The organism is Acinetobacter sp. 802_lipA (assembly GCF_058242885.1).
In genome coordinates, this window is record NZ_JBZAYP010000001.1 from 1611582 (window position 1) to 1627835 (window position 16254).

A 16254-nucleotide genomic window follows, 5' to 3' on the forward strand; every position below is an offset into this window, starting at 1 on the left:
AGTTACTCCTAATTTAATCAATTAACAACAAACTCTCCATTATTATTCAGAGTAATTTTCAACAACTTCCCATTCTTTGTATAAAAGATTTCATAGTTTTCATTAATTGTTATATTGTTGGAAGCATCTATAGTAATTTTTTTAAATAGTCCCAATGCATTTACTGAGGTAAGATTAATTACAGCGCGACCAGAGTCAGAAGACGATGGAGATGCTATTAAGATCACACCATTTTTTGATTCAGGAAAGATAACTGAACTACCATAATTTTCATCAAGTTCGTTATAAACTTTCAATAAAGCAGAAACATCAATTAAATTTACTTTATCACAACCAGCCTTACTATTTTTCAAAATACAGTTGATGTGATCATCACTATTATAAGGTAATAAAGTTACAGAAAATCCATCATCATTTTTTTTATTAATTGCTTTTAAAACTCTACCATTATCTCTTCCAATTTCATTTAACCTGTTTATGTATTCCCCCCTATAACACTCTTCCTTTACCAATCCAACACCCTCCCCTAGAGTATAAGATTTTTTACTCTCACATCTATTCTCAATACCTTTTTTCCATAGGGTAAAATCTTTTCTTTCATTGTTTTTTAATTTCTTCAACTCTTTTTCAAGAAGAAAATTTTCTTTTCTAATACATTGAAATTTTTCCTCAACATTATTTGAATTGCAGCCATTTGTGCTAGTTTTTGCACATGCCACATTCAGAAAACCTAATCCTATAAAAAAAATTAAATAAAGAAAATTAAAATTAAACATGGTGTTAAATTCCTTTAAAATTATCTGGAAGTCTTAATTTAAATGGTTTTGGAATACTATCTTCTAATTCAGAAACTGTACCATGTGCATGAATTGCTTTTCCATGACCAAAAATTAGACCATCTCTAACAGCTTTATCATGAAAAACATTGACCCATGCTTTTCGATTATATTCATCAGAATAATATTTATTTGCATAATTCAAATGCCCCCCCACAATGGATGGGCGACCATTTGCTCTTTCAATCAAATAACTATTCACGAAATTTTTTATCCTTGAGCTAACAGCAGACATTGGCATATTTTGAACAGAACCATATGGCTCTAAACTTTTAGGTCCTGTTATTTTAGAGAACTGACGATGTGCATTGACAACATTTCTCACAGTACCTCCCCATACACCAGATTTCGTCCTATTTAATATAGTATCTACAACTCCAGCAGCTTGTTGTTTAAAATTATTTTCATTTTTAAATTTAATTACTTCAGTCTCCGTTACCTTCATAATATCAATAATATCTTGATTCGATAAAATCAACTCACTTTCTAAAATATTAGATTTAGGAGCTTCATTTTTAAAGATAATACCAGAACAACTGAGTAAAGATTGCTTATTTATTTCTTTTAGTAGAACAGAGAATAATTCTCCATTTAGATCTTTAACTGTTTTTTTAAAATAAATTTCATTTCTAGCAACCATTGAAAATTTTGTCACATCGTAATGTACCCATGTACTTGCTCCCGAAGAACCATCATTAAACTTTTCTGGCTCCATATAAATTTTATCATCTTGTCTTTGTTCTGAAGCATTCATCTTAGCTACTAATATTCTTTTACGTATTTTATTCATATCTTGAGGAGCTGTAGTTCTAACTCCATTTTTATTAAAATGTATATCTAAAGCTAGTCCCATATGGTTAACACTAGTTCTTTTCTTTTGTTTATTACTCTCGATACACCTATACCCGGACTCTATATATGCTACTTCGATATTTTCAGATTTAAAATCATTTTTTAGATAAAAACTTAATGCCTTCAACACCCATATTAAAGACCTATGTAAACCTGGATACTCATTTGCAGTATTTAATCCTGATTTCACCCCTCTAATATTATTACCATACCCTAAACACTCACCACACGGACAAGAAGCCTTCGCCATAAAACTTGCTATTGGATACTCATAGTAAAACTTATCCAAAGCGGATAAAACACTTCCACAAATTTTTCCAGTTTCAATCACCCCCATATAATCTCTCTGAAATTGCCTAATACAAGCAGCTGTTAAGTTAGTAAACTCATCTGTGGGTAATGCACCACCAGACCCAGCTAAACGAATATTAATTTCTCTAATTAATTCACTTTTACCTGATGAAATACATTGAGGATTGGTTTTACATAAATTTTCAGTATTCGTTTTGGGTGTTCCACTCTCTTGGCTACGGTCTTCAACTGTCGGGATTTTAGAGCCTAAATTGACAGTTTCATTGAGTATATTCGGCAGAGTAAAACTTGAAGTGCGACATAAACCACCTAATTAATTTAAAGGGTTTATGGAGTATATAAAATTGTCATACCATCATCTTAACTTTGAAGATCGTACTGCATTAATGCTTGAGTCAAGAAAAGAAGGCTTTTCAGCCAGAAAATTTGCTGAACTCATTAAAAGACATCCTAGTACGATCTATCGTGAGCTTAAAAGAAATAGCATCAATGACGTTTATCAAGCTCGATATGCTTCTGATAACACCTTCGCTAGACGTAGACGTGGTCACAGAAAACTCAAAATCGATTCAATCCTCTGGAAATTTATTGTTGAAGCGATCCGTTGTTTATGGTCTCCTCAGCAAATAGCAAAGCGTTTAAAGACATTTCCTGATTTGGATCAAACAATGAATGTAAGCCATACAACGATTTATTCAACGATACGAGCATTACCCAAGGGTGAGTTGAAAAAAGACTTATTATCCTGTCTGCGTCATGAAAATAAAAAGCGAAAAGCTAACGGTGAACCTAAAAAAGATTCTATATTACAGGATATTAAAACTATTCATGAGCGCCCAGCCGAAGTTCAAGAAAGAAAAATACCGGGTCATTGGGAAGCTGATTTAATTAAAGGTAAAGACAATAAAAGTTCGATAGCAACACTTATTGAACGAAATACACGGCTCTGTATCTTGGCAACATTACCTGATGCAAAGGCAGAATCAGTGCGCAAGGCTTTAACTGAAGCTCTGAAATATTTACCTGCAGAACTGCGTAAAACGTTGACCTATGACCGTGGACGCGAGATGTCAGAACATAAAATACTCGAAGAAGATTTAGGCATAGATGTATATTTCTGTGACCCACATTCACCCTGGCAAAAAGGCACATGCGAAAATATGAATGGTTTAATTAGGCAATATTTACCTAAAGGGATTGATTTAAATCAGGCAGATCAGCATTATTTAAATCAAGTTGCCATGTCACTGAATACTCGTCCTAGAAAGGCGTTAGATTGGCTTACACCATTAGAGAAATTTGCTCAGCTTGTTGATTATCATATGGCTTTTGAAACTGTCGCACCTCATGTTTGAATTCGCCTTCTTACCCTCTTCATAAAGCTCATTCACCTTATTTAAGATTTCATTACCTAAATTTCCTGAAAAAAGCCCATCACCTTGCTTTTTTTGCGGGCTCGCCTGAGAAGGCTTTTTTGCTTTTTGCCTCTGAGATATTTTTGATGTTGTACTAGGGGACGATTGATTTTTTGGTTGTGTGGCTGATTTTGCTTTTTGTTGATGCACATGATTTCCTGCAGCTGGAATATTTACTTCCAACTTAATCACTTGACCAATATAAATCTTATTTGGATCATCTATCTTATTTAGGCGTTCTAATGCACGAACTGTCGTATTATTTTTCTGAGCGATATCAAATAAAGTTTCTCCTTTTTTCACAACATGTGTTTTTCTTTTATATTCTCCATTACTTCCCTGATTAGTAAATGTCGTTAAGTTTAAAAGAACTTTAGGGCTCGTAATCTTTACAATCATCCTATCTCTCGACATAACAAAGCTTTGGACTTTTAGCATTAAACCATCAAACATACTTTTGACATGAACATCTAATGCTGTACCTTTATCTCGGCTAATTTCAACAATGCACCCTTTAGAATTTGTTGCACCAGCTGCAATAACCTGTCCAGTCCTTTGGTTCGTCACTTTATATTGAACTTTAGGAATTGGGCTTCCAAATAAATCTAAAATTTGTATAGTAACCAATGATTTTTTATTCATTTCTAATCCTTATTATTTTCATTATGATTTATTTCTAAATTCTCACCATTTACATTTTTATCAATACTAAAATCATCTTCATCAAAACTTTCGACTCGTAAACCCCATTCACCATCAGACCCAACAAGTACTTGGACTTTTGTTGGGTCTGATGTGTTAATTTTTCCTGTACGGCCATGTTCATCTATTACCCCTGCAATAAATGCATTTGTCTCAGGAATAAAAGCTTTGTAACTGAGCTGATTAAAATCACTTGCCCAAAATAAATTATAAATATCTAGCCGATTGCTAAAAGTAGAAGAGCAAGGTAATTCAGGAACCTCATAAGATACTTTTGCACCACCCACAAAACTATGCTGACCCGCCTTACTTTCAAACTTTCCACCTGTTGTCGTAAAAATCCCATCCCCATTAATTTTGAGCTGTGAACCACCAGCAGTCAGTACAATTTCTTTCGGACTGGTTATTTCTATTTTATCTTCTGTTGAAATTAGCTTAATCACCTTACGCGCAATCGCCTCTATCGCATCATCTTGTGCCTGTAATTCGACTTTTCCTTTTGCTGCAAATGCTTTTAGCCCTTTTTGTGCAGCAAATAAGCTCACTTTATCCTGCGCATGCGCAATAATATTCTTCTGGGCACTTAAGTTAATGGACCCCTGTGCGCTTTCAGCAATGTCTTGAGAAGCTTGTAAAACAATATCTTCAGGCGTCGTTAAAGCAATACCATTGGGGGAAGCCAGCAGCATTAAAGCCTGACGAAAGATCTTCGCTTGAGCTTGATTCTGAGTATCCTGCGTTTGCTCTGCCTCTTGAGCATATGTCTCCATAAAACCTTGCATGGAGCCCAATGCCTGCATGGGATTAACATCCAATTTGCTGCCTTTATTAAAGCTTCCGCAAGCACTGGTCAGGTCAAAGTCTCTCATATCAACATTCGCAATCACTTTACCAACATCTTTTAAAGCGCCGAGTGGATCCGCATTCAATTTGTCTTTCACGCCTTGCAACTGACTTTTTAAAGCATCTGTACCATGTTCTTCGAGGTTATCAATAAAGGCTTTTAAATTTTCTATTGAAGCCTCTGCATCCTGAAAATAATCTTTAAATTCATTGATCAAATTGTCTGTGTCTTGACCAAATTTTTGAATATCCTCAATAAAACCACCACACGTTTTTAATGCCGAAATCGGATCCTGACTGACTGCAGTTTTAAATAAACCAACAGTTGCTTGGAGGGCTTGATTGGCCCCTTTTAGCTCTACAGACTGAATCAATTTAGGCAGACGATTGATCACATTCAGTGCATCAGTCTGTTGTTTAACAGCCAAAGTACTCAGCATGTGCATACTGTCATGACCTTGCTGCAAGATGGACTGGGCTTCGGATGCAGCCAAATGATCTGCGACCGCTTGATCCTGTGCATAGGTACTAATCAAGAGGCCTTTGCCTGCACGCATGGCTCCCCATTGATCCGTTCTTAGCTCAAACCCCTCACCACGCCCATCACTGTTCTCAGTTTCTTTTGGATGACTGAGGTTACCGAGATTGAGCTGACTCGCTCCATGACTGCTGTGTAGCTGCACACTAATTTGCCCTGTCGTATCATCAAAACGCAGTTGGTTAAAGCCTTGCCCTGCAACCTCTTGTGAACGAATCCCGCTGAGTTTTTTCGTCGCAGGCAATGTCCCTTTCACATCAAACATGGTTTGGTGGCGCTCGGCCTCATGAATGCGTCCTACTACAAAGGGTCGATCGACATCCCCCTCAAAGAAGTCGATGACCACAATTTCTCCAACACGCGGATGAAAACGTGCGCCATACCCCTCACCCGCCCATGGGGTCAATACATCGACCCAAGCCGAGTCCGTGTCATTGTCATTTGCACCCGCGCCACCATCATGAGCATGGTCATCACTACGTGTAAACATGAAGCGAACTTTAATCCTTCCCCATGCATCCACATAAATTTCTTCCCCTTCAGGCCCGACGACTTTGGCGCGTAAAGGATGGGCTGCTGGACGGTGTATCCACGCTTGATATTCAGGAACAATTTTGACCTCACGGCGTACGACAAAGAGTTCATTGGCTTGTCGTTCCTCACTTAGACCTTGCCAGCGACTTTCTTTTAGTAATAAATTGATTTGCTGTAGCAACTCTTTGGGTAAATTATTTTGGTTATAAAAAACTTTGCCTAAAATGAGAAATTCACGCTCTGCGGACACATGTTGGTCTATTTCAGGATGATCCACCATTTCAAACCAATAGCCCACTTGCGCATCTCGAACGCTACTTTTTGCTGTGAAATATTTGGCCTGAAGCTCATGATATTGGTTCAGTTGTTGGTTGAGACGATCTAGTTGACTGCTATTAGCAGACGTGGCCTGATCCTCACCTTGTAGATCAGCCGTCCATGCTGGACTGACACACCAGACTTGTTCCAGACCCAAACTTTCATTGTCTTGTTGATCACTATGCTGATGTGCACTCAATACAGCCTGACTCTGATCTTGAGCTAAATGTTGCGCTTGCCAACGCTGCGTCTGTACCGTGGTGGATTGTAAGTGACGTTCAGCAATAAAACTGGTGATGCTATCAAAAGGCTCAGTGGCATGGCTGCGGTGGAAACGAATCTTTCGGCGGCCCAGTGCTGTAAAAGCTTGATTATCATCCATCAAACGAAGTTGCTGTGCCTGAATCAGTTCCGACGAACTGAGCACCGTCGGAGCTTGTTCATCGATCAACCAATTAATCCCTTCACTCCGCCATAGTCGAGTGAGAAACTCAGCGTCGGTTTCATTAGACTGCATGACAAAGGGTCGTACATCATAATCACGGCTCAAACCGTCTAAGTTCAGACTTAAGCTGGCTGCAAATAACGTACTGTGACTTTGCCATTCGCTAAACAGAGTTTCAGTGATTTCACGAACACTTTTACTCATAAACACGCGACTGTTTCTGCGCTTATGCCACAGTGCTGTTGCATCTTCAACGGTAAGTTTATAAACAGTTAGCGCACCATCACTTTGCCCCTGACTGGCACTGGTAATCACCCCCGTCAGACGAGAAAGCTGCCCCACATCCGTGACCTGATCAACCGCGACACGCCCACCAATAAACTGTTTTAAAGGCAGATAAGCATTGGTCGATAGACATAGAATTTCAGCTTTTAAGCCTTGATTGATTCTGTGCTCGCCCTCAATGCGCTGAATAAACACCTGTGTGTTCAAAGCCGAATTGGAAAAATGAATATGCAAAGCACGTTTTTGTGAGCCGAATCCAAAGGATTCCAGCATTTTATAAATAGAATTGAACATGATCATTGTTAAGTTATTGGTTTTTATACTTGTGCGCGGAGTGTACAAAATGTCTTTTTTTTAATCTAGTAAAATAATGTTAATGAAGACGCAGCTCTCAAAAAACAAAAAGGAGCATTACGCTCCTTTTTGTTCAATCTCATTTTCAGCTTTAGAAGGCAACACGTTTATAGTGACGATACTCTGGCTTCCAGAAGTTTTTCTCAATCGCGTGTTGCAATTGCTCATCACTAATAATCGGGGCTACACCTGCATCCATTGCTGCTTTGGCCACTTTAAAGGCTATCAGCTTAGAGACTTTCTGAATTTCATCAATCTCAGGCAATAAATCTGCTGTAGGGTTGGTCAACATCGGGGAACAATCTGCCAAAGCATTGCTCGATGCAATTAACATCGAATCGGTCACACGGGTTGCATTAGCGGCAATCACGCCTAACCCAATGCCCGGGAAGATATATGAGTTATTGCACTGCGAAATATTATAAATTTTGCCTTGATAATTGACAGGGGCAAAAGGACTGCCTGTCGCAATCAAAGCTTTGCCATCCGTCCAGTGAATAATATCTGCTGGCACGGCTTCAACACGCGACGTTGGATTAGACAGTGGCAGCACAATCGGACGATCACAGTTCGAAGCCAAAGTACGAATCACTTCTTCAGTGAATAAGCCCGGCTGACCCGATACGCCAATCAACACGGTAGGTTTGGCATTTTTCACGACATCGAGCAGTGAAATCACCTCTTCAGCATTGCCCCATTGCGCTATCACGTCTGGCTTTTGCGCCAATTTACGTTGGAAATCGAGTAGATTCGGCTGATTTTCAGTGATTAAACCAAAACGATCGACCATATACACGCGTGCACGCGCTTCGGCATCAGTTAAACCTTCAACTTTCATCTGCGCAACAATTTGCTCAGCAATCCCACAGCCTGCTGAACCCGCACCTAAGAAGGCAACGGTTTGATCTTTGAGCTGTTTACCTGCCGCACGTGATGCAGCAATCAAACTGCCCACAGAAACGGCTGCCGTACCTTGAATATCATCATTAAAACAACAGATTTCATCACGGTACTTATTCAATAACGGCATGGCATTATTTTGCGCGAAGTCTTCAAATTGAATCAACGCTTTCGGCCAACGACGCTTGATTGCAGCAATCACTTCATCGACAAAAGCATAGTACTCATCACCACTGATACGCGGTTGATTCCAGCCCATATAAATCGGGTCATTCAGTAACTGCTGATTATTGGTCCCAACATCGAGGGTAATCGGTAGAGTATAAGCTGGGCTAATACCACCACACGCGGTATACAGCGACAATTTTCCAATCGGAATACCCATCCCGCCAATGCCTTGGTCGCCCAAGCCTAAAATACGCTCGCCGTCGGTAATCACAATAACTTTGACATTTTTCTTGTTGATGTTATGCAAGATGTCATCAATATGCGCACGGTCTGGATAGGAAATAAATGTGCCACGATGGCGACGATAAATATCCGAGAAACGCTGACAGGCCTCACCCACCGTTGGCGTATAGATAATTGGCATCATCTCACTTAAATGGTTTTCAATGAGGTGATAGAACAAGGTTTCGTTGGTGTCTTGAATGTTACGCAAGTAAATGTGCTTATTGATCGCATCATTAAAAGCGCAGTACTGTTGATAAGAACGCTGACTCTGTTCTTCAATGCTTTCTTCAACATGTGGAATTAAACCATGCAAGTTGAAGCGAGTGCGCTCTTCTTCCGTAAACGCCGATCCTTTATTTAACAGCGGCAACTCAAGTAAGGTATTGCCCGCATAAGGGATGTATAAGGGTTGTTTTGTCTTTAAATATTCTGTCGTCATTACCTATCTCGTTATACATAGATTTAGATGAACCTATGGGGAGAATCTATGCATCTAATTCGGCTACTAGCTTAGCGTCATTTGCTCGTCTTTTGATATTTATAAGCGTGATGCAATTATCAAAGCGATTTAGTCTGAAAATAAAAATCAAGTTTGCGGCAATCTTTCAGCCAAATAGCGCATGGATAAAATTTGAACTTGAATAAAGCTCAAGCTAAGCTAGCGCTTTTATTTCTTCTTTATATTAAAAATGATCATCAAAAAATTGATGTTATTGAGCCTTACATGTCTTTACATCACACAAATGACAGCATGCCAATCTATTTCTACAACGCAAAAGACAGTGAATGATAAAATCACAGGACTATTTAGTCATAACGAAAAACTGCCTGAAATCGATCCCAAAGGCATTGTCGATATCAGTAAAGCCACCATCGAGCAATATGAACAACTCAGTGCAAATTTACCCTTGAACCAATGGGTCTATTTGGAAAATGAAAAACAAGGGATTTATCAGCTACAGAACAAATCAACTGAGGGCTTTGTGCTCTCACTACGTCTGAATTGTAAAATCAGCAGTCACCCCCCTACGTTTGAGCTTCAAGATACGCAAGGCAAACGTATCTTATACGGCTATGATAAAGAAGCAGGACAGATTCAGTTTTTACTCGACAACAAAAACTACGGCAATCCCTTTGATCCATTTCAACGCCAAACCCTAAGTCGTTTTCAACAACAGCTTGCCAGTGCCAAAGTGATTAAGCTTTTTCATGCCAGTAAACTGTATCGTTTTCAAAACCAAAATGCAGAACTCCTCAGCAAACCTGTCTCATGCCGTGAAAATAGCTAAAATGGGGCTTATTTGGGTGGATTCAAATGTGACATATCGACAAATACACCAGTCAAACGGCGCACAATCGGCAGTACAATGAGCACTACAGGATAAGCCACCACCCAAGACATCATCCATGCGGACAGCCAAACCTGTAGGAAATTGTCCACCCAACCCAAATTGCGCCAAAGATTGATCATCGAGATAATGCCACTCATAAAAAATGAGATAAAAAACGGCAAAATAAACATGGCATATTTTGCTGGTAACTTGGGAATATTGCCAATAATCATCGGCCGCTGTTCAGACACGTTTTATCCTTAAAAATATGCGTTTTAGTTTTCATCATACTGCGCTTTTCATGTTTATTGCAGCGCAATCGTTAGCAGTTTTCGAACATTTTTTATTCTATGAAAATGGATTCACCTAAAGACGTGGAAATTTGCTATATTTAGCGTTTTTCTGCGACATCAAATTTTCGACTGAATATGAACACGGCAATCCAAGCAGCTCTCGAGCACGCAGTACAAAACCTTCAAGCTGAAGGTATCCTTCCAGCAGACTGGAACAACAGCAGTACTTTGACGCGTACCAAAGACCGAAGCCACGGGGATTTCGCGTCCAATATCGCGATGATTGCCTCTAAAGCTGCGGGTATGAAGCCTCGTGATTTAGCCGAAAAAATTCTTGCTGCGCTGCCAGAAGTGGCGGACATCAGCAAAGCAGAAATCGCAGGCCCTGGCTTTATTAACTTCTTTTTAAATGCTGACCAACGTTTTGCTGTACTTGATCAAATTCAAGCGCAAGGCAAGCAATTTGGCCGCACTCAAGCCAATGCTGCGAAAAAAATACAAGTAGAATTCGTTTCTGCCAACCCAACGTCTAGCTTGCACGTTGGTCATGGTCGTGGCGCAGCCTATGGGATGACGGTTGCAACCTTGCTTGAAGCAACAGGTGCAACCGTAGACCGTGAATATTATGTGAATGATGCAGGCCGTCAAATGGACATCCTTGCAACATCTACCTATTTACGCTACCTCGAATTAACAGGCCAAGAACTGGTTTTCCCTAAAAATGCCTATCAAGGCGATTATGTTAAAGAAATCGCGCAAAGTATTATCGATGCTGATGGCGATGCTTACGTTCGCCCTGTAGCAGATGTGTATAAAGATGTTCCTGAAGATGTGCAATATGCAGAAGAACTCGATGCTGAAGGCAATAAAGTTGTCCTTTCAGGCGACAAAGAAAAGCACATTGATGGTTTGATTCATAATTCACAAAGCTTAATCGGTGAAGCTTACCGCGTATTCCACCAAGCAGCGCTTAACGCGATCTTAGATGACATCAAAGATGACTTGGGCGAGTTTGGCGTAACCTTTAACCAATGGTTCAGCGAAGCCTCATTGACAGACAAAATTGATGAAGCTTTAGTCACTTTAGAACAACGTGGTTTCTTATACGAAAAAGACGGCAACATTTGGTTCAAATCGACTGAATTTGGCGATGAAAAAGACCGTGTTGTGAAACGTCGTAATGGGCAAACCACTTACTTTGCTTCTGACATTGCTTATCATCTGAACAAATTACAACGTGGCTATACCGATATCATTGATATCTGGGGCTCAGACCACCATGGCTATATTTCACGGGTCAAAGCAGCCATTGATGCCTTGGGGTATGATTCGAAAAAACTGACTGTGCTTTTAGTTCAGTTCGTCAGCCTATGGCGTGGTGGTGAGATGGTACAAATGTCATCTCGTTCTGGTCAGTTCGTGACTTTACGCGACCTGCGTAAAGAAGTGGGCAATGATGCTGCGCGTTTCTACTACGTGATGCGTAAGTCTGAGCAACACATTGACTTTGACTTAGACCTTGCAGTTTCACAAAGCAAAGACAATGCGGTGTACTACATCCAATATGCGCATGCACGTGTCAATCGTATGGTCGATGTGAAAGCACCTGAAAAAGGCATTACTTTTGATCGTAGCAAAGCAGCTGATTACGATGCGACCTTATTAACTCTTGACGCTGAAACTGAAATTCTTGCCAAACTTGCGGCCTATCCTGAAATTGTGCTTCGTGCAGCAAATAGCTATGAACCACACCAAGTGGGTAACTATTTGAAAGAACTCGCGGCGTTATTTCATGGTTGGTATAACTTGGATAATACAAGAATTATCGACGAACAGAATATTGCCCTTTCGCAAGCCCGTTTATTACTTTCAATAAACGTACAACAAGTTTTGCGTAATGGTTTAGAGTTACTAGGTGTGTCTGCACCTGAGACGATGTAACCAGCAAAGCAAAGCTTCACACATGGCTGTAAGACCGAAAGCTATGCTTGAGGTACCGATGTAAAAAGCAACGCTTTGTACATCGTCGCAAGATGAAGGGCTTTGCCCGAAGTAGCCATATCAACCCCGATGTATTGTTCGCTTTGTGAAACTTGAATTTTGCAAAGCGATTCTTTATTTTACAATGACGCCTCTTTTAATTGCTTGAGGCCAAGTACTAAAATAAAGCAAAGAATGGGCCAGTCCCTCATATTGATTAGAAGAAAAGAGGTTTCCACGTGTTTGGAAAAACGCAGCGCGGTGTATCTGAAAGACCGAACAAACCCAAAAAGCCACTGATTCCAGCTTGGCTCGGTACACTTGTGGTCATTTTAATCGTGCTCTGTTTTGCTGTAGCACTGTTACTGTGGAAACCTTGGGCACCAGTGAAGCCGAAAGGGCAAATCACTTCGGAACATTATCAAGAAGAAACCAATAAAGACTACCGTTTCTATGACCTACTGCCACAGCAGCAAGTGACGCCGATTCCTGATCAAGCCATTCCTGAAACCAAAGACAATCCAAGCACTGTGGTGATTGTTGAAGCACCTGCTGCCGAAGAAAGCACCCCTGCTGAACCGGGTTTAACCGAAGCAGCACCGACACCGCAAGCGCCAAGTTTTATATTGCAAGTCCGCAGTTACCCTGACCCAGACAGTGCCGATGCACGTCGTGCAGAAATTATCTTAAATGGTCTCTCTGCCGATGTCGTCAAAACCGTTGAAGGTGGCCAAACATGGTATCGCGTGATTTCAGGGCCATATGACTCGCAAGAAGCCGCAGTGATTGCGCAACAAACCCTACAACATAGTGGCATTGACTCAATTGTGGTCAAACGCTAAAACAAAAAAGGATGCCTCGGCGTCCTTTTTTATACTCTGAGTTTGACGAGAAAATTTTGAATCAATTGCGCAACATGCTCCGCATGCACATAAGCCAAATCATGTTGTCCCTGTGACACGATGTGCAATTCTGCATGTGATATTTGACGGTGTAATGCCTGCCCCACCGCAACAGGACTAATCGGATCTGCATCGCCCCAAATCAACAAAACTGGACACTGGATACGCTCCAGACTGTCTGTCAAATCAGACTGATGCTGAACAAACTAATCAGGAACCGTAAAGCTCTGTTGATAATCCTCTCTCCAATCCGCCAGTTGAAAAGGACTTAAATCAATCCCGCCTGAGGTTGCCACGAGTACCAAAGCCTGCACCTGCTCAGGCTTTTGTAAGGCAGCTTGTACTGCAAAAATGCCGCCCATCGATTGTGCAACGACCACAGAAGGCTGTTGGATTTGATTCAATACATCGTCTTGTAAGCCCTCAAAACTCTGTATATCCACATCATCAGGATAGTCACCAAAGCTCGGATAAGCGACGACCATGGTTGAATAATCCTAAGGAAGACACTGTATGACAGGTTGCCAAAATGCCGTATTGCCCGATGCACCGGGTAAGAAAATCAAGTTCAAACCATCACCACCCATTAGAACCCACTGAGCTCTTTGGCTTTTTTAAATGCTGGGCGCTGCTGAATACGCTGTGCATAAGCCACCATTTGAGGGTTATGGGCTTTTACCCGCTCTTGCATCGCCACCACAGGAAAGCTCATTTGAATATCAGCAAAGGAAAAATCACCTGCAAAATAGTCATGTTGAGACAAATAATTTTCCAAATATGCACTGTGCTCTTTCAAGCGTGGATTAATAAAGCCACCTTTAACTCCATCACAAATTTTATTGGCAAGCGGTTTAATTAGAAAGGGAACATGCTTCGGGACATTATTCATCACCAAGGTCATGACCAAATATGGCATCAACGAGCCTTCGGCATAATGCATCCAGTAGTTGTATTGCATTAAGTCCTTTGGATTTTTCGGTTTAAACTTGTGTTCTGTATCGTAGGTGGCTTGCAAGTATTCTAAAATCACCGCAGATTCTGCTATGACCAAATCACCATCGGTCAAAACAGGGGCTTTGCCTAAGGGATGAATGTTTTTTAACTCAGGTGGTGCAGCATAGGTCGGTAGGCGTTTATAAACCTTCACCTCATACTCCAACCCTAACTCTTCCAAAGCCCATAAAATGCGTAAAGAGCGTGAATGTTCCAAATGGTGCAGGGTGATCATTGTTTTACCTTTTTTAATTGAAATCTAGCACTCACTTTACGCTAAAATTTGGATTTTGCACCTGTCGATACACATGAATATCCAGTCGCTCAAAATCCTTTACTGCCTATAAAAACCGTCAAGCGAGTTAAACAATTGAGGTTTCAATCTCGACGGAACGTAATAAAGTTTTAATGACTGGTGTTTTCTGACAGATGTCTAAGATTTTTTGGTGTGCTTCTTCTGTCAATGTTTGCTCAAACGACAAACGACGGCTGATCCATTCTCGGCCTTCTTTATTGGCATTAAAATCCGCTTCGACACTGAAAGAGCCCCTCACTCAATACCTTTGTGCTACGCATACATACGTAGGGTAATCATGGTGCAGGAAATCAAACCTGTACAAATAAAGTCATAACGTGCAGGGCGTTTGTCCTGACCGCCAAAAGACGCTGGTTTATCGGTAATGAATTGATGTCGCCCACTGCTTACTTCACCAGACCATGCTTCGACGCATGTTTTTACTTTCGCATTCGCAATGATTCCCATTTTTTTATTATCCTATTTTTCATTGATATTATTTTGAATAGGTTTCAAGTATTGAAACTATCCACCTATTCTGTTGTTGAACGACTTGTCGCAGTATTCCCTTTATTTTGAAGCGCGCATTTGGTCTGGAAATGCTGGAGCTTCTAAGCGCGGACCTTCATAGTCAGGAATCGAACCAAAACGTTCATCTTGTGCAATCCACTGATCACGTGCAATTTTCAATTCTTCTTGAGTACGACCAACAAAATTCCACCACAGTAGAATTGGACTTTCAAACGGCTCACCACCTAACAGTAACAAGCGACTACCAGCATGAATTTCAATTTCAATCGCGCTTACACCCTGCTCGAGCACCACCATATTATCTTCATTCAGTTCGTGCCCATTGACCGTAGCCGTTCCTTCTAAAGCCATAAAGCCATATTCAAAGTTTAGATTGAGTGTTAAACGGGTTTTGGTACTTTCTGCTGCACTTAAGTCCACCCCTAACAGCTCGGTATAGACACTCACAGGTGAAGTGGTATTTAAAAACTCTCCGACCAAAACGGTAAATTCCACCCCATCTTTTTCCACCACTGGCAGTTTTGGATAGTGATCGAAACGTGGTTCAACAGCAATTTCTGCATCGGGCAATGCAATCCACAATTGTGCTGCATGCATTTTGGTTTCTGTATCTGGTGCGACTTCCGTATGGGAAATCCCGTGTCCTGCGGTCATTAAATTGACCTGTTTTGGACGAATCAGCTGCTTGCTACCCAAACTATCGGTGTGCATCATGGTGCCTTCAATCATCCATGTAAAGGTTTGCAAACCGATATGTGGATGTGGGCCAACATCTAAACCATCCCCTTGTGGGAAGGTTACAGGGCCCGCGTGATCTAAGAAACACCATGCACCAATCATTCTTTTATGACGACTTGGCAGCGCGCGTTTGATGACCGTCCCTTGGCCTATTTCAGCACTTCTCAGTGGAAACTCTTGAATGAATTGATTTACGTATTTTTCACAGTCATCCGAATGTGAAAGTTCAGTATAATTATTATTCGTCATGTGCTTACTCATTACAGATCCATATGTCCTAGATCATAACAAGCAGATTCCCAACTGCACATCCCTAAAAATAGAATGCTGATTCTTAAACTTGGGACAATATCTTGTGTTTTCAAAACTTAACTATAAGGCAATGCATCGATGTAAAAATGTTG

Annotated in this window: 11 protein-coding genes and 3 pseudogenes; 4 read left to right on the plus strand and 10 right to left on the minus strand. The window is 40.7% G+C overall.

The window, feature by feature from the left end:
- Positions 1–17: 17 nt before the first annotated feature.
- A complete protein-coding gene (locus tag AC4CU3_RS08110) occupies positions 18–776 on the minus strand; it encodes a hypothetical protein (RefSeq protein WP_062031737.1) in 759 nt (252 codons plus the stop codon).
- 4 nt (positions 777–780) lie between these two features.
- A pseudogene (locus tag AC4CU3_RS08115) lies at positions 781–2268 on the minus strand (peptidoglycan-binding protein); the annotation flags it as partial.
- A 61-nt stretch (positions 2269–2329) separates the two neighbouring features.
- Here AC4CU3_RS08115 and AC4CU3_RS08120 point away from each other — a divergent pair.
- The gene (locus tag AC4CU3_RS08120) at positions 2330–3355 is read left to right on the plus strand and encodes an IS30-like element ISAba125 family transposase (protein ID WP_004994718.1); all 1026 of its coding nucleotides are present in this window, start codon (positions 2330–2332) and stop codon (positions 3353–3355) included.
- On the opposite strand, the gene AC4CU3_RS08125 is transcribed toward AC4CU3_RS08120, so the two are convergent.
- From AC4CU3_RS08125 to AC4CU3_RS08135, 3 genes are all read right to left on the minus strand, one after another.
- A complete protein-coding gene (locus tag AC4CU3_RS08125; protein WP_490738083.1) occupies positions 3290–4057 on the minus strand; it encodes a LysM peptidoglycan-binding domain-containing protein in 768 nt (255 codons plus the stop codon). The two genes, AC4CU3_RS08120 and AC4CU3_RS08125, sit on opposite strands and share 66 nt — an antisense overlap.
- Positions 4058–4059: 2 nt before the next feature.
- Positions 4060–7374, minus strand: coding sequence for a type VI secretion system Vgr family protein (locus tag AC4CU3_RS08130; RefSeq protein WP_234954977.1), 3315 nt, complete (start codon positions 7372–7374; stop codon positions 4060–4062).
- A 151-nt stretch (positions 7375–7525) separates the two neighbouring features.
- Positions 7526–9226: an NAD-dependent malic enzyme gene (locus AC4CU3_RS08135; protein WP_087013913.1), complete on the minus strand. Its 1701-nt coding sequence runs from the start codon at positions 9224–9226 to the stop codon at positions 7526–7528.
- A gap of 250 nt (positions 9227–9476) precedes the next feature.
- Between AC4CU3_RS08135 and AC4CU3_RS08140 the strand changes: the two genes are divergently transcribed.
- A complete protein-coding gene (locus AC4CU3_RS08140) occupies positions 9477–10076 on the plus strand; it encodes a YfjT/YkfB family phage-associated protein (RefSeq protein WP_183175637.1) in 600 nt (199 codons plus the stop codon).
- Between the two features lie 8 nt (positions 10077–10084).
- Here AC4CU3_RS08140 and AC4CU3_RS08145 read toward each other — a convergent pair whose 3' ends face one another.
- Complete coding sequence (locus AC4CU3_RS08145; RefSeq protein WP_004684392.1) at positions 10085–10369, minus strand: DUF2798 domain-containing protein; 285 nt, start codon at positions 10367–10369, stop codon at positions 10085–10087.
- A gap of 177 nt (positions 10370–10546) precedes the next feature.
- Here AC4CU3_RS08145 and argS point away from each other — a divergent pair, with 177 nt between their 5' ends.
- The gene (gene argS / locus AC4CU3_RS08150; protein WP_183175638.1) at positions 10547–12352 is read left to right on the plus strand and encodes an arginine--tRNA ligase; all 1806 of its coding nucleotides are present in this window, start codon (positions 10547–10549) and stop codon (positions 12350–12352) included.
- Between the two features lie 278 nt (positions 12353–12630).
- Positions 12631–13233 (plus strand): SPOR domain-containing protein, encoded by a 603-nt coding sequence (locus AC4CU3_RS08155; protein ID WP_004684390.1) that lies wholly within the window; start codon positions 12631–12633, stop codon positions 13231–13233.
- 29 nt (positions 13234–13262) lie between these two features.
- Here AC4CU3_RS08155 and AC4CU3_RS08160 read toward each other — a convergent pair.
- The 4 genes and pseudogenes from AC4CU3_RS08160 to AC4CU3_RS08175 form a co-directional block, all read right to left on the minus strand.
- A pseudogene (locus AC4CU3_RS08160) lies at positions 13263–13865 on the minus strand (alpha/beta fold hydrolase).
- A 14-nt stretch (positions 13866–13879) separates the two neighbouring features.
- Positions 13880–14521, minus strand: a complete 642-nt coding sequence (locus AC4CU3_RS08165; protein ID WP_490738084.1) for a glutathione S-transferase family protein — start codon at positions 14519–14521, stop codon at positions 13880–13882.
- Between the two features lie 127 nt (positions 14522–14648).
- A pseudogene (locus AC4CU3_RS08170) lies at positions 14649–15049 on the minus strand (OsmC family protein).
- Between the two features lie 102 nt (positions 15050–15151).
- Entirely contained in the window at positions 15152–16099 is a 948-nt protein-coding gene (locus tag AC4CU3_RS08175) for a pirin family protein (RefSeq protein WP_490738085.1), read from the minus strand.
- Positions 16100–16254 lie beyond the last annotated feature (155 nt).

What these genes read in the sequence shown, in the direction of transcription:
- AC4CU3_RS08175 (WP_490738085.1), bottom strand. Translation starts at nt 16,099, where the DNA reads ATGACGAATAATAATTATACTGAACTTTCACATTCGGATGACTGTGAA.
- AC4CU3_RS08130 (WP_234954977.1), bottom strand. Translation starts at nt 7,374, where the DNA reads ATGTTCAATTCTATTTATAAAATGCTGGAATCCTTTGGATTCGGCTCA.
- AC4CU3_RS08125 (WP_490738083.1), bottom strand. Translation starts at nt 4,057, where the DNA reads ATGAATAAAAAATCATTGGTTACTATACAAATTTTAGATTTATTTGGA.
- argS (WP_183175638.1), top strand. Translation starts at nt 10,547, where the DNA reads ATGAACACGGCAATCCAAGCAGCTCTCGAGCACGCAGTACAAAACCTT.
- AC4CU3_RS08140 (WP_183175637.1), top strand. Translation starts at nt 9,477, where the DNA reads ATGATCATCAAAAAATTGATGTTATTGAGCCTTACATGTCTTTACATC.
- AC4CU3_RS08135 (WP_087013913.1), bottom strand. Translation starts at nt 9,226, where the DNA reads ATGACGACAGAATATTTAAAGACAAAACAACCCTTATACATCCCTTAT.
- AC4CU3_RS08165 (WP_490738084.1), bottom strand. Translation starts at nt 14,521, where the DNA reads ATGATCACCCTGCACCATTTGGAACATTCACGCTCTTTACGCATTTTA.
- AC4CU3_RS08110 (WP_062031737.1), bottom strand. Translation starts at nt 776, where the DNA reads ATGTTTAATTTTAATTTTCTTTATTTAATTTTTTTTATAGGATTAGGT.
- AC4CU3_RS08120 (WP_004994718.1), top strand. Translation starts at nt 2,330, where the DNA reads ATGGAGTATATAAAATTGTCATACCATCATCTTAACTTTGAAGATCGT.